General features: G+C 50.0%; 27 protein-coding genes. 12 read left to right on the forward strand and 15 right to left on the reverse strand.

The features are described from left to right. Positions 1–7 precede the first annotated feature (7 nt). Together csgF and csgG are read left to right on the forward strand one after the other, a co-directional pair. Positions 8–424 carry a curli production assembly/transport protein CsgF gene (gene csgF / locus KCR01S_RS04730; protein WP_061280283.1) on the forward strand — a complete coding sequence of 139 codons (417 nt, stop codon included), beginning with the start codon at positions 8–10 and terminating at the stop codon, positions 422–424. Between the two features lie 19 nt (positions 425–443). After that, positions 444–1289, forward strand: a complete 846-nt coding sequence (csgG, locus tag KCR01S_RS04735) for a curli production assembly/transport protein CsgG (protein ID WP_061280287.1) — start codon at positions 444–446, stop codon at positions 1287–1289. A 42-nt stretch (positions 1290–1331) separates the two neighbouring features. Here csgG and rluE read toward each other — a convergent pair whose 3' ends face one another. Further along, on the reverse strand, positions 1332–1982 hold the full coding sequence (gene rluE, locus KCR01S_RS04740; RefSeq protein WP_061280290.1) for a 23S rRNA pseudouridine(2457) synthase RluE: 651 nt from the start codon (positions 1980–1982) through the stop codon (positions 1332–1334). Between the two features lie 215 nt (positions 1983–2197). Here rluE and icd point away from each other — a divergent pair, with 215 nt between their 5' ends. Next, on the forward strand, positions 2198–3448 hold the full coding sequence (icd, locus tag KCR01S_RS04745) for an NADP-dependent isocitrate dehydrogenase (RefSeq protein WP_061280293.1): 1251 nt from the start codon (positions 2198–2200) through the stop codon (positions 3446–3448). Positions 3449–3869: 421 nt separating this feature from the next. Here the strand turns inward: icd and KCR01S_RS04750 are convergent, their stop codons facing one another. From KCR01S_RS04750 to KCR01S_RS04755, 3 genes are all read right to left on the reverse strand, one after another. Continuing rightward, positions 3870–4112, reverse strand: coding sequence for a DinI-like family protein (locus tag KCR01S_RS04750; RefSeq protein WP_061280296.1), 243 nt, complete (start codon positions 4110–4112; stop codon positions 3870–3872). Positions 4113–4351: 239 nt separating this feature from the next. Further along, complete coding sequence (locus tag KCR01S_RS25065; RefSeq protein WP_156478744.1) at positions 4352–4516, reverse strand: hypothetical protein; 165 nt, start codon at positions 4514–4516, stop codon at positions 4352–4354. 203 nt (positions 4517–4719) lie between these two features. Beyond that, the gene (locus tag KCR01S_RS04755) at positions 4720–5115 is read right to left on the reverse strand and encodes a DUF1398 family protein (RefSeq protein WP_061280299.1); all 396 of its coding nucleotides are present in this window, start codon (positions 5113–5115) and stop codon (positions 4720–4722) included. A gap of 230 nt (positions 5116–5345) precedes the next feature. Between KCR01S_RS04755 and KCR01S_RS04760 the strand changes: the two genes are divergently transcribed. Next, positions 5346–5570 carry a hypothetical protein gene (locus KCR01S_RS04760; protein ID WP_061280301.1) on the forward strand — a complete coding sequence of 75 codons (225 nt, stop codon included), beginning with the start codon at positions 5346–5348 and terminating at the stop codon, positions 5568–5570. Positions 5571–5841: 271 nt separating this feature from the next. On the opposite strand, the gene KCR01S_RS04765 is transcribed toward KCR01S_RS04760, so the two are convergent. After that, a complete protein-coding gene (locus KCR01S_RS04765; RefSeq protein WP_061280304.1) occupies positions 5842–7380 on the reverse strand; it encodes a sensor domain-containing diguanylate cyclase in 1539 nt (512 codons plus the stop codon). Between the two features lie 510 nt (positions 7381–7890). Here KCR01S_RS04765 and KCR01S_RS04770 point away from each other — a divergent pair. Both KCR01S_RS04770 and KCR01S_RS04775 read left to right on the forward strand, forming a co-directional pair. Further along, complete coding sequence (locus KCR01S_RS04770) at positions 7891–8340, forward strand: hypothetical protein (RefSeq protein WP_061280306.1); 450 nt, start codon at positions 7891–7893, stop codon at positions 8338–8340. 416 nt (positions 8341–8756) lie between these two features. Then, the gene (locus tag KCR01S_RS04775; protein ID WP_061280308.1) at positions 8757–9392 is read left to right on the forward strand and encodes a carbonic anhydrase; all 636 of its coding nucleotides are present in this window, start codon (positions 8757–8759) and stop codon (positions 9390–9392) included. Between the two features lie 702 nt (positions 9393–10094). Here KCR01S_RS04775 and KCR01S_RS04780 read toward each other — a convergent pair. The 3 genes from KCR01S_RS04780 to KCR01S_RS04790 are packed head-to-tail and all read right to left on the reverse strand — an operon-like array spanning position 10095 to position 10992. Then, complete coding sequence (locus tag KCR01S_RS04780; RefSeq protein WP_061280311.1) at positions 10095–10277, reverse strand: DUF1869 domain-containing protein; 183 nt, start codon at positions 10275–10277, stop codon at positions 10095–10097. A gap of 4 nt (positions 10278–10281) precedes the next feature. Next, a complete protein-coding gene (locus KCR01S_RS04785; RefSeq protein WP_061280314.1) occupies positions 10282–10635 on the reverse strand; it encodes a TehB family protein in 354 nt (117 codons plus the stop codon). A gap of 30 nt (positions 10636–10665) precedes the next feature. Then, positions 10666–10992 carry a TehB family protein gene (locus KCR01S_RS04790; protein ID WP_052281738.1) on the reverse strand — a complete coding sequence of 109 codons (327 nt, stop codon included), beginning with the start codon at positions 10990–10992 and terminating at the stop codon, positions 10666–10668. Positions 10993–11205: 213 nt separating this feature from the next. Between KCR01S_RS04790 and KCR01S_RS04795 the strand changes: the two genes are divergently transcribed. Then, on the forward strand, positions 11206–11466 hold the full coding sequence (locus KCR01S_RS04795; protein WP_061280317.1) for a DUF2534 family protein: 261 nt from the start codon (positions 11206–11208) through the stop codon (positions 11464–11466). 193 nt (positions 11467–11659) lie between these two features. After that, on the forward strand, positions 11660–13135 hold the full coding sequence (locus KCR01S_RS04800; RefSeq protein ID WP_072277093.1) for a GGDEF domain-containing protein: 1476 nt from the start codon (positions 11660–11662) through the stop codon (positions 13133–13135). 99 nt (positions 13136–13234) lie between these two features. On the opposite strand, the gene KCR01S_RS25070 is transcribed toward KCR01S_RS04800, so the two are convergent. Next, positions 13235–13339: a YoaK family small membrane protein gene (locus KCR01S_RS25070; RefSeq protein ID WP_100249921.1), complete on the reverse strand. Its 105-nt coding sequence runs from the start codon at positions 13337–13339 to the stop codon at positions 13235–13237. Between the two features lie 47 nt (positions 13340–13386). Beyond that, positions 13387–14406 (reverse strand): sensor domain-containing diguanylate cyclase, encoded by a 1020-nt coding sequence (locus KCR01S_RS04805; RefSeq protein WP_061280320.1) that lies wholly within the window; start codon positions 14404–14406, stop codon positions 13387–13389. Between the two features lie 314 nt (positions 14407–14720). On the opposite strand from KCR01S_RS04805, the gene KCR01S_RS04810 reads away from it, so the two are divergent. Together KCR01S_RS04810 and KCR01S_RS04815 are read left to right on the forward strand one after the other, a co-directional pair. After that, positions 14721–14975 carry a putative hemolysin gene (locus tag KCR01S_RS04810; protein WP_420883585.1) on the forward strand — a complete coding sequence of 85 codons (255 nt, stop codon included), beginning with the start codon at positions 14721–14723 and terminating at the stop codon, positions 14973–14975. 59 nt (positions 14976–15034) lie between these two features. Next, a complete protein-coding gene (locus tag KCR01S_RS04815; RefSeq protein ID WP_061280325.1) occupies positions 15035–15340 on the forward strand; it encodes a hypothetical protein in 306 nt (101 codons plus the stop codon). A 28-nt stretch (positions 15341–15368) separates the two neighbouring features. Here the strand turns inward: KCR01S_RS04815 and KCR01S_RS04820 are convergent, their stop codons facing one another. Beyond that, complete coding sequence (locus KCR01S_RS04820; protein WP_061280328.1) at positions 15369–15713, reverse strand: DUF488 domain-containing protein; 345 nt, start codon at positions 15711–15713, stop codon at positions 15369–15371. A 139-nt stretch (positions 15714–15852) separates the two neighbouring features. Between KCR01S_RS04820 and KCR01S_RS04825 the strand changes: the two genes are divergently transcribed. Further along, positions 15853–16560 carry a CTP synthase C-terminal region-related (seleno)protein gene (locus KCR01S_RS04825; protein WP_061280331.1) on the forward strand — a complete coding sequence of 236 codons (708 nt, stop codon included), beginning with the start codon at positions 15853–15855 and terminating at the stop codon, positions 16558–16560. Between the two features lie 56 nt (positions 16561–16616). On the opposite strand, the gene KCR01S_RS04830 is transcribed toward KCR01S_RS04825, so the two are convergent. Then, positions 16617–17801, reverse strand: a complete 1185-nt coding sequence (locus KCR01S_RS04830) for a CynX/NimT family MFS transporter (RefSeq protein ID WP_061280333.1) — start codon at positions 17799–17801, stop codon at positions 16617–16619. 96 nt (positions 17802–17897) lie between these two features. Here KCR01S_RS04830 and KCR01S_RS04835 point away from each other — a divergent pair, with 96 nt between their 5' ends. Further along, complete coding sequence (locus tag KCR01S_RS04835; RefSeq protein WP_167348813.1) at positions 17898–18692, forward strand: AraC family transcriptional regulator; 795 nt, start codon at positions 17898–17900, stop codon at positions 18690–18692. On the opposite strand, the gene KCR01S_RS04840 is transcribed toward KCR01S_RS04835, so the two are convergent. The 3 genes from KCR01S_RS04840 to dgcJ all read right to left on the reverse strand — a co-directional run bounded on the left by KCR01S_RS04840 (position 18676) and on the right by dgcJ (position 21451). After that, positions 18676–19122 carry a DUF441 domain-containing protein gene (locus KCR01S_RS04840; RefSeq protein WP_052281728.1) on the reverse strand — a complete coding sequence of 149 codons (447 nt, stop codon included), beginning with the start codon at positions 19120–19122 and terminating at the stop codon, positions 18676–18678. The two genes, KCR01S_RS04835 and KCR01S_RS04840, sit on opposite strands and share 17 nt — an antisense overlap. Positions 19123–19446: 324 nt before the next feature. After that, positions 19447–19947 (reverse strand): YbaK/prolyl-tRNA synthetase associated domain-containing protein, encoded by a 501-nt coding sequence (locus tag KCR01S_RS04845; protein ID WP_061280338.1) that lies wholly within the window; start codon positions 19945–19947, stop codon positions 19447–19449. Between the two features lie 22 nt (positions 19948–19969). After that, positions 19970–21451, reverse strand: coding sequence for a diguanylate cyclase DgcJ (gene dgcJ, locus KCR01S_RS04850; protein ID WP_061280341.1), 1482 nt, complete (start codon positions 21449–21451; stop codon positions 19970–19972). Between the last annotated feature and the right edge of the window lie 60 nt (positions 21452–21511).

The raw sequence follows: 21511 nt of genomic DNA on the forward strand, positions 1-21511 counted from the left end.
GTGTACGATGAAAGTGCTTTCTTTGATTCTTGGCATTGGTTTGCTCTCGACCACGGCCCAGGCTGGGAATATGACTTTCCAGTTTATTAACCCAAATTTTGGTGGTAACCCGAATAATGGTGCATTTCTGCTTTCGGAAGCCAATGCACAGAATTCATATAAAGATCCCGATGCCTATGACTGGGGCTCTGGCGCCACGGCAACCTCTGCACTGGATAATTTCACCTCAGCAATTCAGTCGCAGCTGTTGGGCAGCTTAATGGGCAATATCTCCACCGGGAAACCGGGACGTCTGGTCACCAAAGATTTTATTGTCGATATCACTAATACCGATGGTCAGTTGATGATGAATATTCTCGACCGAGCCACAGGGAAATCGTCCACCATTCAGGTCAGCGGCCTGAGCAGCATTTCAACAAATTAATCAGTGGCGAGAAGCGGATATGAAAAATATAACTGGCGTAGTGGTCATCTTCGTTAGCCTGTTGATGCTTACGGGCTGCATTACCTCTCCCCCTCAACAGGCAGCAAAACCGACGTTATTGCCCCGGTCGCAGAGCTATCAGGACTTAACGCATCTCCCGGCTCCGAAAGGAAAGCTGTTCGTGTCGGTCTATAACATCCAGGATGAGACCGGGCAATTTAAACCCTATCCGGCCAGTAACTTTTCAACCTCCGTGCCGCAAAGTGCCACTGCGATGCTGGTGTCAGCCTTAAAGGATTCCAACTGGTTTACGCCGCTGGAGCGTCAGGGGCTGCAAAACCTGCTTAATGAAAGAAAGATTATTCGCGCCGCCCAGGAAAACGGCACGGTTTCGGATAACAATCGGGGGCAGTTGCCTTCGCTGGTGGCGGCCAATATTTTGATTGAAGGGTCAATTATTGGTTATGAAAGCAATGTGAAATCGGGTGGGGCAGGCGCACGCTATTTTGGTATCGGGGCCAGCACCGAGTATCAGCTCGATCAGATAGCGGTCAACTTACGCGTGGTTAATGTCAGCACCGGCGAAGTCCTGTCTTCCGTTAACACCAGTAAAACGATCCTTTCCTATGAATTCCAGGCCGGGGTCTTCCGTTATATTGACTACCAGCGCTTGCTGGAAGGGGAAGTGGGCTACACGGTCAACGAACCGGTGATGCTGTGTTTAATGTCTGCCATTGAAACCGGCGTCATCTATCTGGTGAACGATGGTCTCAGCCGCAACCTGTGGCAGTTGCAAAATCCAGCGGATGCCAATTCACCTATACTGGAAAAATATAAGAGCGTGATTGTGCCAGACATCTCTTAGCCTGCGGGAGGAGCGTGGGGAGACGATCCCCGCGCTCATTAATCATTCCGCATCGCGCCATTCGCCATTTTTCAGGTTATCCAGCGTGTAGCTACCCATCGCATAGCGAATGAGGCGTAGCGTTGGGTAGCCAACGTGAGCGGTCATGCGGCGTACCTGACGGTTACGGCCTTCATACAATGTCACTTTCAGCCAGGCGGTAGGAATGGATTTTCGCTCGCGAATCGGTGGATTGCGCGGCCACAGCCATTCGGGCTCATCTACGCGTTCAACACCCGCGGGCAGTGTGGGGCCATCGTTCAACGTGATGCCGTGACGCAGTGCTTCAATGGCCTCGACGGTAGGTTCTCCCTCCACCTGGACGTAGTATATTTTCCCCGTCCTTTTCCCCGGCTGGGTGAGCTTAGCCTGCAAAGCGCCGTCATTTGTTAACACCAGCAGGCCTTCGCTATCGCGGTCAAGACGCCCGGCGGCGTACACATTTTGCACGGAGATAAAATCTTTTAACGTGCTGCGGCCGGCTTCATCGGTAAATTGCGGCAAAACATCATAGGGTTTATTAAATAAGATAACGCGTTTTACGTGGCTATCTTTACGTTGTTTGGTTGCTTGTCGTGAGCTGAATCGCTCAAGCTGGTTTTTTCTAAATGAAGTCTTAATCATAGTATTTTCAGGCTTTATAGATTCGCGCATTATAGCCTAATAACGAGAGTCTTTCATGGCGCCAAACAATCAGGTAGTATTGACAGGCTTATTACAAAACATTAACAAAAATGCTCTAACTCTTTGTGTTGCAGGAAGACGGTAAGACAGTGCATCTCCAGGCTAAGTGGAGTGGGCGTAGTAGCGGCAAGAACCTGTGGCGTAAAGGATGACGAGCACACCAGTAGCGCTCGAAGGAGAGGTGAATGGAAAGCAAAGTAGTTGTTCCGGCGGAAGGTCAAAAAATCACCCTGAAAGACGGCAAGCTGAATGTGCCACACAATCCGATTATCCCATTTATTGAAGGCGACGGTATCGGCGTTGACGTGACTCCGGCAATGCTTAAAGTGGTTGATGCCGCTGTTGAGAAAGCCTACAAAGGCGAGCGTAAAATTTCCTGGATGGAAATTTACACCGGGGAAAAATCCACTCAAGTTTATGGCCAGGATGTTTGGCTGCCAACCGAAACGCTGGATCTCATTCGTGACTACCGCGTTGCAATCAAAGGTCCACTGACCACGCCAGTCGGCGGCGGCATTCGTTCTCTGAACGTTGCGCTGCGTCAGGAGCTGGATCTGTACGTTTGTCTGCGCCCAGTGCGTTACTACCAGGGCACCCCAAGCCCGGTTAAACACCCAGAGCTGACCGATATGGTCATCTTCCGCGAAAACTCCGAAGACATCTATGCCGGTATCGAATGGAAAGCTGACTCTGCTGACGCTGAGAAAGTGATTAAATTCCTGCGCGACGAAATGGGCGTGAAGAAAATTCGCTTCCCTGAACATTGCGGTATCGGTATCAAGCCATGTTCTGAAGAAGGGACTAAGCGTCTGGTGCGTGCGGCGATCGAATACGCAATCACCAACGATCGTGACTCCCTGACTCTGGTTCACAAAGGCAACATCATGAAGTTCACCGAAGGCGCGTTTAAAGACTGGGGTTACCAGTTAATTCGCGACGAATTCGGCGGCGAGCTGATCGATGGTGGCCCATGGCAGAAAATTAAGAACCCGAACACCGGCAAAGAGATCATCATTAAAGATGTGATCGCCGATGCGTTCCTGCAGCAGATCCTGCTGCGTCCAGCTGAGTACGACGTTATCGCATGTATGAACCTGAACGGTGACTACATCTCCGATGCGCTGGCCGCTCAGGTGGGGGGTATTGGTATCGCTCCGGGCGCCAACATCGGTGACGAGTGCGCGCTGTTTGAAGCGACCCACGGTACTGCACCGAAGTACGCCGGTCAGGATAAAGTGAACCCAGGTTCCATCATCCTGTCCGCTGAAATGATGCTGCGCCACATGCAATGGTTCGAAGCCGCAGACCTGATTGTTAAAGGCACCGAAGGCGCCATCGCCGCTAAGACCGTGACCTATGACTTCGAACGTCTGATGGAAGGCGCTAAGCTGCTGAAATGTTCAGAGTTTGGTGACGCAATCATCGCAAACATGTAATCCATAATTTGGGTTCGTGATAAACGGGAGCCGGTTGGTTCCCGTTTTTTATTGCTGAAGAAAATCTTTCCCCAAAACTCTCCCCAAAACCTTTCCCCAAAACCCCTCTGATTTACCCCATCCTGGCACTCACAACTATCCCATCTTTACCACTGTCATCACTGCTGCACATATCCGAACACCCTTATCGGGGGGCAGAGAATGCTGTACGTTTAATAGACATTGATTTGTGTGAGTATAAAAAGAGCAATTTGTTTCGCCGTAAACGGTGCCAGATTAGACGATTGTTGCGAAACGCCGGATGGTTGGTTATCTCGCCAGGTGGATTGAGCGGGGAATAGCAGACGTGAAGGAGAAGAGAGGCTGTCGTCATTCTCCGCAGCGATCTTGTTAATGCGGATTGCTGCGGAATTGGCCGCTATTATTCACTGACTAGCCAGAACTCGGCTTCTTCAAACATTTCCTGAACCGCCCGGCTTATCTGTTCTTTCTCATGTTTACTGGCATCGGTATTGATTGCAGGTAACGTCATCATAGGTTTTACCCGGACTTCTGCATCTGGGAAAATTCGGTGCACTCTCTTACTCAGTTCACTCAGAATGATCTCTTTTGCGCCAGGCAAACCATCAAAATTTCTTTTGTCATACACCAGTTCCACAAACATTACGCATTGCCTTATTGGGATCGGAGAAAGACTCTTTATACTGTTTTTTTATCCAGTATTCAAGGTGCAAAAAACAAGACTGTGCATTCCGGCATTTATCATCGGGTTTTGCGCAACAAAGATTTTCCTTCACATGAATTCATGAACGTTCAGTTCGCTCGGACAGAAATCGTGTTGCCTGAGCTCTGCGCGTTTTACTGCGCGAACTTGTCCGTGATGTTATTGGCTCGCAAGTTAGCTCAGAAAGGGGAGATAAACGGCAAAATCGGCAGGAGGTTGATGTCTACGTGGAGGCAGTAGAAGGCGATAGTGTTGAACACCAGCATCGCTTGCGGTCTGCTGCGCAAACGCCAGCTTGCAGAGGGGCGATAGCCGGTATCCAGACGCTTGCGAAAGCTGGGCATAAATACAGACTTCATTAAACAGATAGTGCTTTGAAAAGCCCCAATATTTTCATATTGGGGCTCGACTTTACATTTTGCAAACTGGTAAAAAATACGCTTCAGATATATGCATTTATCATTGTTCTGGCTGCGTGAATTTTAAATCGTAATATAAATGGATTTATAACGATCTGCATTTCATATTATTATACTTTTAATATAAATTACGTAGGTTTAATAAAGTTTTCCGTGTGCAATAGCGTATTATCTTTAGACCAATAATGGCGTGTCTCATCTTCAATATCCACAACCCATTTAAATACACCAGCCCGTGCAAGCTCCTGGCAGTATTGATCAAACTCGGTAATCCCCGTGAAGTGCCTCTTTGCTGCAATTTGCGCAAGACCACTGCTGGCATGCGCATTGATTTTAATGAGCCCCCTGTGGCTCTTCATTGAAATATAGGTATCAGCCTTAGTTACAATTTTTACATTTCCAGTGGCGACAAAATAAATGTAGTATGAAACATTATTATGTTTTAAATCTGTTAAGAAACGAAAAAAATTAGATTTAGACCTGACCTGTTGAAACAATCCATGGATCATTTCGTTAAATTCCATTTAATCCTTCATCTATCCCGTAGTTATATATATTGGGGGATATCAATGTATACCGAGTTGTACCTGAATAACAACAAAATAAACGGTTGTCGTAGCAGTTAACCAATAAATATCGGATTGAAGTCAGGGGAAAGGGAAACGATATTTCGTAGAATTACGACTTTACTAATTTTGATAGCTTGCTTGTGCCTATGGCCCTACACTAGTGGCGTAAACACAAGGAGATAGCAATGTTAGAAGGGTACTTCGATCTCGACGGCGCCACCGGCGTTGATGCCGCTGAAAATCACAAGCGCTTACTGGCCGTGCAGGCTGCTCTGGAAATCTCCAAAGCGTCCGTTTCTGCGTCTACTGCAAACGCTGGGATCCGCTCCCAGATGGACTTGCGCAACGTTTCGCAGGAAGTTGCCGCACTGGCTGACGCCATCCAGGATGCGCTGGAAATCAGCGAGTAAATCCTCTTGCCGCCTCCGGGCGGCATTCACCTTTTGTAGTTCTTCTGCAAAACGCCTGCAAAACTGACTATCAATTGACCAGTATTTCCCGCTCTTTTCCCTACGAGTCGTTGTACCTGTCATTGCCTGGCTGGCATGTCCCATCCATATTTGCGTGTTAACTCCCCGTTAGCGATATAGCCGTTCAGATACCTGCATCATTGATCTGAACTCTTGTAGCGCTCTACGTGAGGTCCTGAAATACGTCAGGCGAAATTTTCACCGGAAGGTATCAGCGCGGCGTTGATATGCCGATTATCCGATTTTTCCCGGATGTTTTTGCCAGATACAGTTTTTCATCCGCCTGCTTCAATAGTTGCTCCACAGAAACGTGACCTGAATTTTTTGCGATACCTGCACTGAATGTTACGCGCAAATCCGGCTCCCGCCATACCCTCATGGAAACCATTTTGAGCCAGGTATCAATCAGTTGGTAGAAGAAGTCATAATCCTCACCGCTGTAGATTACACATAATTCTTCACCGCCAAATCGATAAATATTATGTTCATTACCCATAACCTGACTGCCGATTTTGCTCACCGTGCGTAACACGTTGTCACCCGCATCATGCCCGTATGTATCATTTATTTTCTTGAAATCATCAATGTCGATTATGGCCAAATAAAAGGATTGATTTTTTTCAATAAGGTTACGCATGTCATTATCAAACTTCCGGCGGTTGAATATATGGGTCAAACCATCCGTGGTTGATTCATAGACGGCGCGCTCAAGGTTTTGTTGGTTTTCCTTGACGTTCTCATATATCGAAGTTATAGAAACTTTATCTTTATTCGGATCGATGCCGTTGATTCCCATATAAAGCTTTGAAATGATTTTCTCCATATATAACTTAGCCAGGACAACCATAATCATATATAGCACTAAGCAGGAGAGCGTCACTATCCAGAACGTTTTCCTGGCAATACTGGTGATATCTTGGTAGTCGCATTCATGCACAATGGTGAAGGCAAACCAGTCTGGGTTCATGTATGTGCGATAAAAAACGTAAACCTTTTCTTTGTCATCATAGAAATCCCCTTCGACATTAGATGCTTGTTCAATCCATGCCTGAGGGATTTTTTTACGCAAAATTTCAATTTTATTCTCACTGAGCACCACGTCTCCAGAAGAAGAAGCAATTAAAAATTTGCCATTGTATGGCGGAGTTTTATTGTTGATGGTTGAACTGATTGACTTTAAGTCTAAATCAAAAGCAATATTCCCGATAAAATCAGAAGATTTATCAAAGAGATTCATACTGACCGTGATGGATTTTTTCTTCGATTTGGTTGTGCCATTTACGTCGCTAATCGCCGAGATGTAAGGGTCGGAATAGCTGATGAAATCTTTTGCGGCCGTTAGTGGATACCAGGGTCTTGAGCGCGGAGCAAACCGTGTGAGCTCAACGTTTGGGTAGATTCTGTATTTGTCTGTGGCATTGGATATCATCACGTTATTGAAAAACACGGTTGAATCAGTAATCGCCGCTATCACGGTGTTGAGATCGGTTGGACGATTATCTAAATATCTTTCAATATCATTCTCGTCTATATTCGATGATAAACTTCTGAATATCATTTTTATTTCATTGAGCGGGGTTTCAATATTGGCTTTCGACGCATTAGCAGTGAAGCGAGACATTGTGTTTTTGAATTCTTTTTGACTGCTTAGGTCAATATAAAAATAGGTATAAGTGCTAACTATGAAGAAAGGAATCAATAAAACGAAAAACAAACAGCATATCGTTTTGTTTGTGGTGTAGCGCTTCATCCTAAAGGTCTCAATAATAACAATGCAGTTAGTGTGGTTATGCTATCACGGGAACATTCAATAATCAGTAATCACGTATTGAAATTATTTCATTTGTCTATTTGTTGAGCAATGCGTAGCGTAGATTACCGATTGTCTATTGGAGGCGCCTGCGACGCCTAACCCTGCCGATCACCGCTGTATGGCAGCTGCTGCTGTTGTCACAAGTAAAGCTCAGAGGGGATGATGTGCACATATCAATGAGCGGCGGAAGCGCTGAAGAACGAGGATCGCAAGCATCTCCTTATCATTCTCCTGGCTATAATGGCACAGTTGACCGCAGCAGACGCTAAACCGGGATGGTCGGGCTGACTTTTTCGCGGTTTATTGATAAACATCTTGAGCGCAGTGCACTGAGTTGGGATAACCACCGGTTTTTTACAGCTAAAAATAGTAGGAGTACTTTTAATTTGTTGTCGTTTTTATCGTGATCTGAATAATGAATATGATAACCATTAAAGGCAATGTTTTATGAAACTTCATGCTATTACAATCATTGCGCTGCTTTTTATTTCATCTATTGCACATTCAGCACTTCAGGAAAGGGAATACAATACCTGGTATACAAAGGATGGCATCCTTTATGACATGACTCAGACTTCGGACGGTTTTCCCGTGATGCTCAGCATTTCGCAGCCGGGGCGAATGGGCGCCAACCTGGTGGTTTCCTACGTATCTCAGGGACCATGTGTTGGCGAACCCAACAAATTGAATGTCAATGGTAAAGATATTCCCGCTAAATACAGCTGCGTGCCGTTAGGGAAGAACCGGATTGAACATTTCGCAGTAAACAATGCCGACCAGGTCAATGACATGGTGAATCATCTGAAGTCTGATTTCACGTTATTGCTGCAGAACGATATCAAAGTTTGGGCTGCTAACATCAAGTCGCCGAATTTTGGCGTAGCGCCGAGGTTTTGATGTCTGATGAGCATGCTGCCTACAGGCTCAGGTTGATCAATGAAACACAACAGCCCGTTCACGCGCTATTTTAAACAGTGGCAGTGGCAGTGGTGAATCGGTGAAAAGGGCGGGGCAACCGCGCTCCCTTTGTAATGCCAGTTATCCGACAGCGAAAACGGAAGTTCGTATTGCGCTGACCCGCGGACACCAGTCGTATATCACGGTTGAAATGATGGATCGGCATTCGCCTAGGAGCGGTTTTGGTAGGTAAGCGCCCTGAGTCATTACCGGGGCGGCTGGGCATAACTGTAAATGTGTCTGATAGGTAACAAATGCGTTACTGAGATTGAACTGTTTCCCTTTTGCGCTTCGGTGGTACACTAAAAACGTGATTTCCATCATGACCTGCGTAAAAACGAGAAAGAGATACTGCTATGCAACATATCATTGAAGGGTTCCTCAACTTTCAGAAAGAAGTTTTTCCTAAACGTAAGGAACTCTTCCGCAGCCTGGCTTCCAGCCAGAATCCAAAAGCACTTTTCATCTCCTGTTCAGACAGTCGTTTGGTGCCTGAGCTGGTCACTCAACAAGAGCCAGGACAGCTGTTTGTTATCCGCAACGCGGGCAATATTGTGCCGTCCTTTGGTCCTGAACCCGGTGGGGTCTCGGCGACGATTGAGTACGCCGTGGTCGCATTAGGCGTGACGGATATTGTGATTTGTGGGCACTCCAACTGCGGCGCGATGAAAGCTATCGCTACCTGCCAGTGTCTGGAACCAATGCCGGCCGTTTCTCACTGGTTACGTTATTCCGATGCGGCAAAAGCCGTTGTCGAGAAGAAAACGTATGACAATGAAACTGACAAAGTGAACGCGATGGTGGAAGAAAACGTCATTGCGCAGCTCAATAATATTAAAACTCACCCGTCGGTCGCTGTAGGCCTGCGCGATGGTGCCATTCGCCTGCACGGTTGGGTATACGATATCGAAAGTGGCGCTATCCGCGCGCTGGAGAAAGGCACGAAACAATTTGTCTCGTTAGCTGACAACCCTGAAGTCTTCTTCGAGTAAATCACCTGCCCGCGAAAAACCGCCTGCTAGACATCGTTCCATCGTTTGGAAGGGTGCGGTAGGGCGGTTTTTTTGTTCATTTTGCGCCGCGATAGGCTGTGCCACTCGCTTTGGTGATCCCACTCAAGGGAATGTAACTTTGGCTAGTGAACACCAATGCGTCGGCCCCCGTTTTTTTCTTGTCCCTGTAGGTTGTACACGACCTGTTTATGCGCAGAGAAGTAGCCCATACTAAAGGCCTATGCATTCCTTTGTGAATTAACGTCCTGTAGGCGTTGGCACTGACTTAATGACGCGTCAGCCACGGCGACAATCTTCACGCTGCTGGCCTGTTCCTACTGATTTGCGCAACCGCATATCGCGAGTATGAAGCCGAGGCGTAAACCTAATCGTTTCACCATTCCATCGCCCTCATTGTCATAAAGGCTCTCATACCTTACCGACCAACGTCAGTTTTGCCCGCCGCGCAGTGCGCAGAGGCGCGTTATTGATAATGACATACAGAAATGGACGCCAGGCCATGACCTTATCATCCGTCGGTTTTCTGATAAACCTGGCAAAAGAGGGCGGGGAGAACGCTCCTGCAAAAGTATTAATGTGAATAATTAGGATCGGATATTGGTATGAGCGATGCGGGTAATGATTTGAAGTACCAATAAAAACGGGAGCCCAGGGTTCCCGTTTATTTTTTACAACGTTGCACTACCAACCGCAAACGTCATGTTCGTTTTCAGTATCGTAAGCACGAACGGTATTGATCAGGTCTTTGACCACATCCGCCGCAACATCTGGGACCAGCAGTTCCATCGGTGTCTCGGTTTCATAATCAACAGAAATGCCGTTGCTATTGTTGGTGACGGTCACCGTGTAGGTTGCCTTACCCATCTTCTTACCCCTTATGCGAGTTAACGACTTTGCCCAGACCTTTTCCCTCAAGGGTGGCATCGGGATCGGCGAAGAAATCGATATTGAAATAAGTATCGTCGGTCAACAGTTCGATGCGGTGCCATTTTTGCGGCGGTGAGATACCAAAAGAGCCGGCCTCAATCACCACCTCGACATCGGGCTCAGTGGCATCGCCGTCAGGAAAACCAAAATAGCGCACGGCACCCTGCATCACGGAGAGGCGACCATAGACATGGGCTTTGGTGTTGTGATGGGTGAAGAGGGCTTTCGGCGCAGTATCTTGATTCCAGAACGGAGTCGAACGCGAATGAACAAAATTTTCAGGAATACGTAACATAGATGGCTCCTTACAGCATGACCCTAAGGTCTATAGCGATTTCAGCACATCAGCTTCGACAAAGAAGTCGATGTTAAATACGGTATCGTCGGTCATGGTTTCGATGTAATGCCATTTTTCTGGCGGAAATACGCCGAAATGGCCGGCTTCGATAATCAGTTCGCTTTCCGGCTCGGGCGATGTCTCAGAGGCAAAACCAAGGTAGCGAATGGCGCCTTGATGCACGGAGAGCCGTGGATAAACACCCTGACGCGTGCCTTTATCCAGATGGCGCTGAAAAATGCCGGCAGGTGCGGTGTCTTTGTTCCAGAACGGTGTGGAACGGGTATGAATACAACTTTGCGGAATGCGTAGCATGTTTTCCCCCTATACGTTGAAAGTATTAAACCATAATTTTCGTAGGCTGTTTATCAGAAAATGCATTTTATATGCATCTTATAGGATAGGTTAAACACTTGATCTTTTTTGCGTGATATTTGTGAACATCAGGCAACAAAAAACATTCAATTTATGCTTCATTAGTGTTACAAATACAGCAAAATATCGTGAGTTTCGCGTCGGGAGGATGCAATGATTCTGGAAAAACTGCGCACGCCGAAGGGTAAAAGATTCGTGCTGTGTGCGATGGTCATTTTCGCTATTGCCGTGGTGGTGGTCGGTCGCGCGACGTTTGGCGGTGTGGTCAGCGAATATAATCTGCCCTATTCGGAGTGGACGACGAGCATGTTTGTGCTGCAAGGGGCAATGGTCATGGTCTACAGCACGATCTTTACCGTTCTCTTCTCTATCCCGCTTGCTTTCTTGCTTTTAGGCTCTGATAACAAGCAATAATTTTTTTCCGGCGAGCGTCCTGCTCGCCTTCCGCAAATCCTATTGCCATTCCCGTAAAGACCTGACACGATCAAATTCCTGCCAGCGAAAATTATCGTCCATAATGATCACGATACGTAATGAAAACGACCGTGACGCGAACTAACGGCGAGTGCGGCGTTTAAAGGAATGGGTCCATCAGGACGGAGTGGCGGTGAGAATTATTCAGGATAGTCTGCGCAAAAAACAGTCGCTGTTGGCATCGGCGGTCGTGACCTGTCTGCTGATTTGCCTCGCTCTCTTTTTCCTTTACCAGCGCGCATTATCGCAGGTGAATGAGAGCATCCACGAACTGCAAAACCAGATGATGACCATGTTCACCGACAATGAGCTGATGGCTGAGGCGGCAGGGGTACGCTATCAACAGGTTAGCCGTCACTTCCTCTGCGGGGAAGCCGATGTTTTTCATCCCCGCGGTGATGATTGGGGAATTAACGCCAACCCAGGCGAGCTGGATAACCAGCATGGCGCATTAGTCGCAAAGAAGCCGGATCGAAGTGCGCGCTGTCTATACGTGGCGGCGGAATATATTCGTGACAAAGTACGGGCGTTAAATCCCGAACAGCATGATACCCACCGTTATATCATCGATAGCAATGGCAACTGGTTCTACTGGTTTAACGCTGCCGATTCAGTTCCATTCACTTTTAGCTCGTCGCAAATGGCGAATAATCCCCGAGCGTTCTTCGCCGAGCCGGAAATGTTTTATGATCGGGTGCTGCAAAAAAGCATGCGTAAAAAATCGCTCAGCGTGACAAATTTCTACGAAGATAAAATCACCGGCGATAAGGCCTACAGCGTAGTCAGCTATATTTATGACCTGTCAGAAGGCGACCCGAGCAACCATATTATCGGCTATCTGGCCTACGATCTTTCGCGTTCGGAACTGCTGCGGATGCTCCAGAATGCGTTTAATCATCAGGTACCCCGCGCGCTGATTCTTGGTTTACAGAGTCGGCAAACTGGCGAAGTGATGTGCATTGTCAATAATTGTCGCTGGTTGGATCGCCACCATATTCATGAGATTTCTTCACGCTATGAGATAACCTATGCGATGCCGGTGTGGTTATTTATCCTCAATGATGGAAATGCGCTGGCGATTCTGGCTATGGCCCCCGCGCTGCTAATTCTGCTGTTCTTTTTGATTCGTTATCATCTGAATCATGCCGATCTGCGCTTCTATCGCGATCCGTTAACCGGCTGTTTTACGCGCAATATTTTTGCTTTGATCCAGCAGCGTTCGCTGCCATTTACGACGGTGATTCTTTTTGACTGCAATAAATTCAAGCAGATTAACGACAGCTACGGCCATCAGGCAGGCGATCGCGCTTTACAGGCCATTGCACAATGTATGCTTGGCGATGTGCGTGCGAACGGCGATTGGGTGATTCGCAGCGGCGGCGATGAGTTTATCGTTCTGCTAAGCCGAACGGATATTGCCCATGCGCATATCATCGCTGAACGTATTGCCGCCAAAATTGCGGTCTTCCCGTTTAGTCCAGAAGAACAGCCGGTGCCGTTGTCGGTCTCCTGGGGCGTCGCACCGTGCCTTGACTCGCTGGACAACGCCATTCAACAGGCCGATGCGCAGATGTATCAGATGAAGAACAATCGCGGGGAGAAAAGATAAGCCGACGCGATGGCGGCTTATCTTTGACTTACCACCAACCGAACTCAACGCCAACGACGGTGATGATGGCGATGATCAGCATAATAATCGTAGTTTTTCTCATTGTGCTCCTCCCGGAAGCGCATAGCCGCCGATAAAGAACCAGCCCAAAAAGATCACGGCGATAAAAAAGATAACAATGGGGAAAGCGATACCCAGTCTCATTGTGACATCCTGATTTTTATTCCTGTATAGCCCGTATGATACTGTAATTAGCCCAACCGCTGGGCGCTAATTTCCGTGCGATGGCGAAATTTTTTGTCCTGATACATCGCGCTATCCGCGGCACGTAGGGCGCTATCCGGATTCATTTTATTGGGATCGATAATGACGGTACCGATACTGGCCCCAGGGTAGTGAATCAACGTATCACCGAGCAAATAATCGCCGATCAGCAGGTGGCGCAGCGTCTCGGTAAACTGCTCAAGCTGTACGGCCGTTCGCGACAGCGTGGCGACCATAAATTCATCGCCGCCCAGTCTGCCAAGCTGATCGTCGGCAGATATGCCAAGCTTCAGACGTTGCCCAACCTGCTGCAAAAAGGCGTCGCCGGCCTGGTGCCCGTAGAGGTCGTTGATCTTTTTGAAGTTATCGAGATCGATAAACGCCAACAGCACGGCGTGATTCAGATGCCGTGCCAGTGAGAAGAGCATCTCAAGGTTATCGAAGATCGCCCGGCGGTTGGGCAAACCGGTCAGCGCATCGGTATAGGAGTGGTAAATCAGGGCCGCATTAGCCTCCTGAAGCTGCGATACCAGCGATTCTTTCTCGATATAGCGGGCGATAATGCTCGCAAAGAGCTGGAGTACATGTTCGCTGTTGAAGCTCAACGGTTTCTGCGCGGTGCTGGTGGCACACAATGTTCCATACAGCGAGCCATCGGTCAGGTGGATAGGTGTACTCAGAAACGTCGTAATCCCCAGCGCTTTGGCGGCATCGCAGTCGCTCCACTGTTCCGCGACGTGATCGCTATAAAAACAGTTATCATCCATCGCGCGTTTACACAGCGTGTCGCCCCACGGCACGGATAAATTCTCCGGGATGTTCATCTCACCGCTATTGCGGGAATAGACAATGTGCTGCAGCTGCGCCTGAGTATCAATTTTCGTCAGATAGGTGGATTCCATGTTGGTCACTAACTCGAGCATTTCAAGCAGTTGGCGAACGAGACTCTCTAACGACTGTTCCGTAGCAAGTGTTTGTGATACTCGGGCAAGAATAATGTCTGACATGAAAACGATGGTCCCCGACGAAGGTGTAATTGATAGTGTATGATCCCAAACGAGATCAGATGACCTAAATTTTATACATTATGTATCGAGAAGGTAAGCACCCTGTCACTAAAAGGTGTCTATTGGAGAATATCAGCGGTTTGTTACCGGCAAAAAAAAGCCCCATCGGGGGCGATGGGGCAAAAATAACTCATTGATTATGGAATGTTCTGTTCTCTGGTCAGTTGAGAACGAGTCACACTTTACGTCGCAAAAGTGTAGCTAAAATGAAGAAATTATGGAGTTTAAAGCTAAACTCCGGCGGAAAATAAGGAATGATTATGTCGTATCGTATGGGTTTATTGTTGCCTCTGCTTCTGGTCGGTTGCGCGAAACAGTCCGTTCAGGATGCGCCGAAGCCGCCGCAGGTGGGTATGGCGAATCCTGCTGCGGTCTACTGTCAGCAGAAGGGCAGAGAGAGTATTCCGCAGGTTAATGCCGAAGGTCAGTTCAGCCTGTGCAAATTGCCAAATGGCGAAACGATCGAAGAATGGGCGCTGTGGCGTCGCGATCATCCGCAGAAAAAATGACAGCCGGGGATGCTTCCAGTAAAATGCATCCCAGGATAAATCTGAGTAACGAGAGTCGTATGTTTTCGCTAAAACCGGGTACCACCGCCATTATTATCGGTGCCCGTACCGCCGCAGGTCGCGCCAATATTGGTAAGAGCGTTGAGCTGTTTGCGTTGATTAACCCTGGTGAACGCTGTCTGAACCCGGTCAATGGTGTCATGACGGAGCTGGCTGCCGATGCGCCTCGTGCGTTGTGGTTAGTGACCGGTGATGTCAGCACCGGTGAAGGGCAGCACGGTTTTGCCTTTGTGCGTGCAGAGTATCTGATGCCGCTGACGCCTGACGCGCTGCCCGCTGAAGAACGCGCTGCGCTGGTGGGATAACGCGACGCTGTAAAGCGTCGCGCTAGGGTTATAAATTTTTAAGCCAGTCAGCCAGAACCCGGGCGTGGTTTTGCACGGTATTGGTGGTGGCATAAATCAGCGTCAATCCCTGATGGCTGGCAATCTCCGCCAGCCGCTTGCCCTCGTCGCGATGGTGCGAAAGCTCCTCACGGTAGTGCTGGCAGAATGTCGGAAAATCGATGACTTCACCGTGGTAGGCTTTGCGCAGCTCGGCCGAGGGCGTCAAATCCTTGCACCACTCATCGTAGACAAGGTCCTCCTTTTTGATCCCGCGTGGCCACAGTCTATCGACCAGAACGCGGTAGCCATCATCGGGTGCTGCGTCTTCATAAACGCGTTTACACTGGATCATATCCTTCCTCCCTTTATCCTTTTTTGACCATACCACAAAGAATGGCGGGGTTCGCTATCTGGGTGTTGCTATCTCCTGCGGAGATCGCTAGTCTGAGGCTCCTTATGCCGTTCGTTAATGCCTGCACATAAGGACTCCCATGGAAAACGCTGCTGTAACCCCCTCTCTTCGTATCGCCCTGGTTGGCGACTATAACGCCGATGTCATTGCGCATCAGGCGATCCCGTTGGCGATTGATGACGCTGCCGCTGTGCTGGACCTGCCTGTGACCTATGATTGGCTGGCAACCGATGCCATCAAGAGTGCGGAAGATTTGGCCGACTATCAGGCTATCTGGTTGGTACCGGCGAGCCCGTATAAGAATATGGATGGGGCGCTGACGGCGGTGCGCTATGCCCGCGAAAACAGTTTGCCATTCCTCGGTACCTGCGGCGGTTTTCAGCACGCGATCATCGAATATGCGCGTAATGTGATGGGCTGGGACGATGCCGCGCACGCGGAGACCGACCGGGAAGGACGCATGGTGATTGCGCCGCTAGCCTGCTCGCTGGTTGAAAAAAGTGACATCATTGAACTGCGCGCCAATACGCTGATAGCCCGCGCCTACGGCCGCGACAGCATTGAAGAGGGGTATCACTGCAACTACGGTGTCTCGGCTGAGTTTGCCAGTGAATTGGAAACGCAGCCGCTGCGGGTGACCGGGTGGGATGAGAACGGTGACATCCGCGCGGTTGAGCTGATTACGCATCCGTTCTTCGTGGCGACCCTGTTCCAACATGAACGCAATGCGCTGGCCGGGCGTCCGGCGCCGTTGGTGCAGGCGTTCCTGCATGCCGCTGCGCAATAATCCATGACTCACCAGAAGGCGTCGTATTACGCCTTCTGGTCTATTGTCGACTGATATTACCCGGCGTTAATCTCCCGGTCGCGTCCGGCTAATCCACCAAATACCGCCATCACCAGCGACATCACCGCCACGCAAATCAGCGAAATATGCCACGAGCCGCTGGCATCATGAATTTTCCCCATCAGCGGTGGCCCACATGCCGCCAGCAAATAACCGACCGTTTGCGCCATACCGGAGAGCGCGGCGGCCTGGTGCGCGGAACACGCGCGTAGCCCGATAAAGGTCAGCCCGAGGATCATCGTGGCGCCGGAACCAAAGCCGTAAATCAGCGTCCAGACGACTGCCTGGGCAGGCAGAAGAATGAAACCGAGCACGCTCACGGCGCACATCAGGGCGGCGAGAATGGCAATGCCGCGCTGATCTTTTAAGCGATGCAGAATCAGCGGAATGGCAATGCCTGGTGCGGCCGTCGCCAGCTGCAGCAGGCCGTGTAGAGAGCCAGCCTGTGCTTCGCTATAGCCCTGGCTAATCAAAATGGCCGGCAGCCAGCCGATAATCACGTAGTAGACCAGCGAGTTGAGCCCGAGGAACAGCGTTACCTGCCAGGCCAGCGCGGAACGCCAAATTCCGCGATTATGCGCAGCGCCGCTACCGGAGATCGTCGTGCTTTGTTTTGCCCGCCACTGCGGCAGCCAGAACAGCAGCGCCAGCAGCGGAAATGCCATTAGCGCCAGCAGCGCACCGCGCCAGCCGTAGCCGCTGATGGCGATCGGGACGACCAGCGCCGAGCCGAGCGCCGCCGCGGCACCCATGGTGACTGAATACGCCCCGGTGAATTTTGCCACATGGCTTGAGAAATCGCGTTTAATCAGGCCCGGCAGCAGCACGTTACCCAATGCAATCCCGCAACCAATCACTGCGGTACCGACAAACATCAGCAAAACCGAGGGAAGGGAACGAATCGCGATGCCGGCGCAAATCAGCAACATGGCGATAAACAGGCTGCGTTCCATTCCCAGGCGGCGGGCAATACCGGCCGCCAGCGGCGAAACCAGACCAAATGCCAGCAGCGGCAGGGTGGTGAGCAGTCCGGTCTGCGCTGTGGTTAAGCCGTAATCGGCGCGGATGGCATCCAGCAGCGGAGCGGCACCGGTAAAGGTGACGCGGAGCGTCGAGGCAATCAGTAAAATACCAACAATCAGTAACCAGCGTTGGCTGGAAGAAGGAAGTGTGCGAGACATAGTCTTCTCAACAAAAAAATGGGACGACTACAATACCCGTTTTGGTCTTTGTTTAAATCAAGCTAAAATGACAGATAATCGCTAAATTCGGACAAAATCATGCTGGGACTCAGTTTAGACGGCTACCATCCGGATAGCCATCAGGATGCCGCCGTGGCCTTTGGTATCCAGGTTGTCGAGGGTGAGCAGTACATCCCTTTGCACCAGCATCGCAAGGGGCAGTTGATTCTGGCGCTGCATGGGGCTATCACCTGTGAGGTGGAGAATGCGCTGTGGATGGTGCCGCCGCAGTTTGCGGTATGGGTTCCCGGCGAAGTGCCGCACAGCAACCGTGCGACGCCGCAGGCAGAACTGTGCTTTTTGTTTATCGAGCCGGGGGCGGCAAAAATGCCGGCGCATTGCTGCACGTTAAAAATCTCGCCTCTGGTTCGTGAACTGATCCTGACTCTGGCCCAGCGCGATGAAAACGCCCGGCTGATGCCAGAAACGCAGCGTCTGATCCAGGTCCTGTTTGATGAATTGCCGCAGCAGCCGGAACAGCAGCTACAGCTGCCGGTATCGACGCATCCCAAAATACGGCTGATGGTGGAGATGATGGAAGCTGAGCCCGCGCAGTGGCAAACGTTGAGCCAGTGGGCCAGCCGGTTCGCAATGAGCGAGCGCAATCTCGCCCGGCTGGTGGTGAAAGAGACCGGGCTGAATTTTCGTCGCTGGCGGCATCAGCTACAGCTGATCCTCGCTCTGCAAATGTTGGTGCGCGGGCTTAACGTCCAGCAGGTGGCGCTGTCTTTGGGATATGATTCGACGACCGCGTTTATCACCATGTTCCGTAAAGGGCTGGGACAAACGCCAGGGCGTTATCTGGCCGAACTCACTACGACTTCCCAATAAGCAGCGACACCAGGCCTGCGGCGATCAGCGGCCCCACCGGCACGCCGCGAAATAGCGCGACGCCCAGCACCGTACCGATCAGCAGGCCGGCCACCAGATGCGGCTGGCTGCCCATTAGCGTCACACCGCGGCCGCCTAACCATGAGACAAACACGCCTACGGCGATAGCCACCAGCGACTTCCAGTTAGCGAATGAGTGCAGCAAGGTGCTAGCCGGCAGGGCGCCGCTGGCAATTGGAGCCATCACGCTAATGGTCAGAATGATGATGCCGATGCTCAGCCCCTGTTTTTCTACCCACGGGAAAAAGACGCTTAGCGGGGTGACGCGGATAATAATCAAAACCAGGATCGAGACGGCGACGGTGGTGTTATGGCTGACAAATCCGAGCGCCGCCAGGCCCAGCAGGATAATCAGGGTGGTATCGAGCATACAGAGGTGATCCTTGCAAAATAAAAAGTGACTGCGTTACGCATTTTGGGGGCCCGTCGTTCAGCGCGGTAGTTCCGGTTGGATGCAGGCTGGCGTAATCTCCTTTACTGTACGCAAGTGCGCGCCAGTAAGCAGGCGTTTTTTAATTTTTGCAGAGGATTTCAGGCATTTGCCTGATTATTGGCCTGGCCATGGGATTAATGGTCGAGGCTGGCGAATAAACAGCAAATTCCTCTTCATCACCATGGCGGCCTCGCAGTGCCAGCCATTTTTTTGCCGAACTCATTTCGACAAATAAATGCGCACTGCGGTTTTTTGCCGGGGTTAGGCCTGACGACGAAAATCGACCAGTTCTGGTTGGGCGATGCGCAGATAGTCTTGCGTGTTGAGTATCACGGATTTTTCCAGGCTTCCGGCGTTGAAGGCTATCTCATCAAAGCGGTCGAACAGCAGCGGGTCGGCCACCAGACGCAGCGCACTGTGGAAGCTAAAGGGAGGAATAGCGCCAAATACGCAGGCGGTGAGGGCATCGACCTCCGCCGGGCTCGCCAAAGACGCCTTAAGACCGCCAATATGCTGCGCCAGCCGGCTCAGATCGGCCTGTTGGTCAGCGGCAAGAATCGCCAGCACGTGCTGATTGACCCCATTACCTTTCACTTTACATACCAACGCCTTGGCTCCCTGACCTAGCGCGGTACCGCGGATTTCTGAAACGGCTTCACATTTACCGACCGCCTCATGGGTCATGACGCGATAGCGCGCCTGCTGTTGATCGAGCAGCGCAAGCAGCTGCTGGTGAACGTTTGGTGAAACCGGCGTGATCATTTTCTGCTCCAGTAAGTAACGGTTATTCGACGATGTGGCGCGATTTTTTATCCAGATAAAGGCGCTCATCGGCAATTTTCATCGCTTCATCGAGGCTGTCTCCGGGGCGCATCTTGTAGACGCCCGCCGAGAAGCTGACGCGGTTTTCCTGGTCGATAAGCGTAAGCTGCTCGCGAATACGCAGCAGAATGTGTTCAGCTTCGGACTCATCGTAATCCACCAGAATAATACAAAATTCATCACCACCAAGGCGGACGCCATAGTCACTTTTACGGATAACCGCCGAAATGGCCTGCGCTAGCATAATAATGGCGCGGTCGCCTTCATCGTGGCCCCAGGTGTCATTGATGTGTTTGAGTTTATCGCAATCCAGCGCGATAACCACGATACCTGCACCTTGTTCGGTCAGGCGTTGCAAACGCATATTTTGCACCTGGGAGAGAATTTTACGGTTATACAGCCCAGTCAACGCATCGCTGATGTTCTCTTTGCTGACCGTTCGGTAAAGACGAAAATGGGTACGTACCAGGTGCAGTAACGCCAGCGTGGTCACCAGGTAGAACAAAAATAGCTTCCACGAGCTCAACAGAAAATAGGTCACATCCAGCGACAGAACCACGTGCATGTTTTCCGCGAGCGGGCGAGAGTACTCGACATAATTCAGCAGGTGAGCCGCGCTGCGGTGCACCGTGATATGGGCGTTGGTATCTGAATCGGTAAAGACGATGTCGAGATAGCGCCAGACCAGCGGACGATCGCGGGTATAGAAAATCTCGCGCATATCCTGGTGCGAGAGATCGACCATAACGATACCTTTCAGCTGTTCATGCTTATAGACGGGCGTCAGGAAAGTTAAGATATTCTTACGAGTAAAGGTATCCACATAGATGCTGGAAACCACCGTACGACCCAGAAATAAATTCTCCAGGCTGGCCGGGGAAATTCCAAGCCGCTTACCGTAGATAAAATTCCAGCTGGTCAATGTGGGATCGGTAATGACCACTGGTGAATTGAAATAGATATATTGATTCATTAAATCAATATAATAACGAAAATGCTTATTGGGTTTCGGTTCATTGGGCAGCGTGGGTTTCCAGACGGTATTATTGGCGATAGCCAGATCAAAAGCGTCTAAAATGGGCAGGTCATTGACCCATTGGGCGCACGGCGTTTTACCTGAGGTGAGTGAACCCTCAAGCGGTGAATAGGTGTGTCCATCAATATTCAGGCCATTGACCTTACCGTGATGCTGAACGCTGGCGCAGGCGCGGGCCGCCGCCTCTGCGGTAGGCCGCTCATCCATTTTGCGGGAAATCTGAGATATAATCAGCTGATTCTGATATTTATCATAGAGAAAGGCCGATTCTCCCTTGTCTATGATATATCTCATATAATCGGACATATCCTGATGAGTCGCTATCAATTCATAGATTAAAAATGACGAGGTGAGTATCACTACGCCACCTGAGATGACAAAGCGTAATATTTTATTCTGCAGTTTCATGATGAAATTATTAATTCTTCCGTGGCAGCCGGAATTTTATCATGGGGTGGGCGGTATCAC

Source organism: Kluyvera cryocrescens NBRC 102467 (assembly GCF_001571285.1).
GTDB lineage: Bacteria > Pseudomonadota > Gammaproteobacteria > Enterobacterales > Enterobacteriaceae > Kluyvera > Kluyvera cryocrescens.

Excerpts from the sequence above, each read along its gene's own strand:
- csgF (WP_061280283.1), top strand. The coding sequence starts at position 8 with ATGAAAGTGCTTTCTTTGATTCTTGGCATTGGTTTGCTCTCGACCACG.
- csgG (WP_061280287.1), top strand. The coding sequence starts at position 444 with ATGAAAAATATAACTGGCGTAGTGGTCATCTTCGTTAGCCTGTTGATG.
- rluE (WP_061280290.1), bottom strand. The coding sequence starts at position 1,982 with ATGCGCGAATCTATAAAGCCTGAAAATACTATGATTAAGACTTCATTT.
- icd (WP_061280293.1), top strand. The coding sequence starts at position 2,198 with ATGGAAAGCAAAGTAGTTGTTCCGGCGGAAGGTCAAAAAATCACCCTG.
- KCR01S_RS04750 (WP_061280296.1), bottom strand. The coding sequence starts at position 4,112 with ATGTTTGTGGAACTGGTGTATGACAAAAGAAATTTTGATGGTTTGCCT.
- KCR01S_RS25065 (WP_156478744.1), bottom strand. The coding sequence starts at position 4,516 with ATGCCCAGCTTTCGCAAGCGTCTGGATACCGGCTATCGCCCCTCTGCA.
- KCR01S_RS04755 (WP_061280299.1), bottom strand. The coding sequence starts at position 5,115 with ATGGAATTTAACGAAATGATCCATGGATTGTTTCAACAGGTCAGGTCT.
- KCR01S_RS04760 (WP_061280301.1), top strand. The coding sequence starts at position 5,346 with ATGTTAGAAGGGTACTTCGATCTCGACGGCGCCACCGGCGTTGATGCC.
- KCR01S_RS04765 (WP_061280304.1), bottom strand. The coding sequence starts at position 7,380 with ATGAAGCGCTACACCACAAACAAAACGATATGCTGTTTGTTTTTCGTT.
- KCR01S_RS04770 (WP_061280306.1), top strand. The coding sequence starts at position 7,891 with ATGAAACTTCATGCTATTACAATCATTGCGCTGCTTTTTATTTCATCT.
- KCR01S_RS04775 (WP_061280308.1), top strand. The coding sequence starts at position 8,757 with ATGCAACATATCATTGAAGGGTTCCTCAACTTTCAGAAAGAAGTTTTT.
- KCR01S_RS04780 (WP_061280311.1), bottom strand. The coding sequence starts at position 10,277 with ATGGGTAAGGCAACCTACACGGTGACCGTCACCAACAATAGCAACGGC.
- KCR01S_RS04785 (WP_061280314.1), bottom strand. The coding sequence starts at position 10,635 with ATGTTACGTATTCCTGAAAATTTTGTTCATTCGCGTTCGACTCCGTTC.
- KCR01S_RS04790 (WP_052281738.1), bottom strand. The coding sequence starts at position 10,992 with ATGCTACGCATTCCGCAAAGTTGTATTCATACCCGTTCCACACCGTTC.
- KCR01S_RS04795 (WP_061280317.1), top strand. The coding sequence starts at position 11,206 with ATGATTCTGGAAAAACTGCGCACGCCGAAGGGTAAAAGATTCGTGCTG.
- KCR01S_RS25070 (WP_100249921.1), bottom strand. The coding sequence starts at position 13,339 with ATGAGACTGGGTATCGCTTTCCCCATTGTTATCTTTTTTATCGCCGTG.
- KCR01S_RS04805 (WP_061280320.1), bottom strand. The coding sequence starts at position 14,406 with ATGTCAGACATTATTCTTGCCCGAGTATCACAAACACTTGCTACGGAA.
- KCR01S_RS04810 (WP_420883585.1), top strand. The coding sequence starts at position 14,721 with ATGATTATGTCGTATCGTATGGGTTTATTGTTGCCTCTGCTTCTGGTC.
- KCR01S_RS04815 (WP_061280325.1), top strand. The coding sequence starts at position 15,035 with ATGTTTTCGCTAAAACCGGGTACCACCGCCATTATTATCGGTGCCCGT.
- KCR01S_RS04820 (WP_061280328.1), bottom strand. The coding sequence starts at position 15,713 with ATGATCCAGTGTAAACGCGTTTATGAAGACGCAGCACCCGATGATGGC.
- KCR01S_RS04825 (WP_061280331.1), top strand. The coding sequence starts at position 15,853 with ATGGAAAACGCTGCTGTAACCCCCTCTCTTCGTATCGCCCTGGTTGGC.
- KCR01S_RS04830 (WP_061280333.1), bottom strand. The coding sequence starts at position 17,801 with ATGTCTCGCACACTTCCTTCTTCCAGCCAACGCTGGTTACTGATTGTT.
- KCR01S_RS04840 (WP_052281728.1), bottom strand. The coding sequence starts at position 19,122 with ATGCTCGATACCACCCTGATTATCCTGCTGGGCCTGGCGGCGCTCGGA.
- KCR01S_RS04845 (WP_061280338.1), bottom strand. The coding sequence starts at position 19,947 with ATGATCACGCCGGTTTCACCAAACGTTCACCAGCAGCTGCTTGCGCTG.
- dgcJ (WP_061280341.1), bottom strand. The coding sequence starts at position 21,451 with ATGAAACTGCAGAATAAAATATTACGCTTTGTCATCTCAGGTGGCGTA.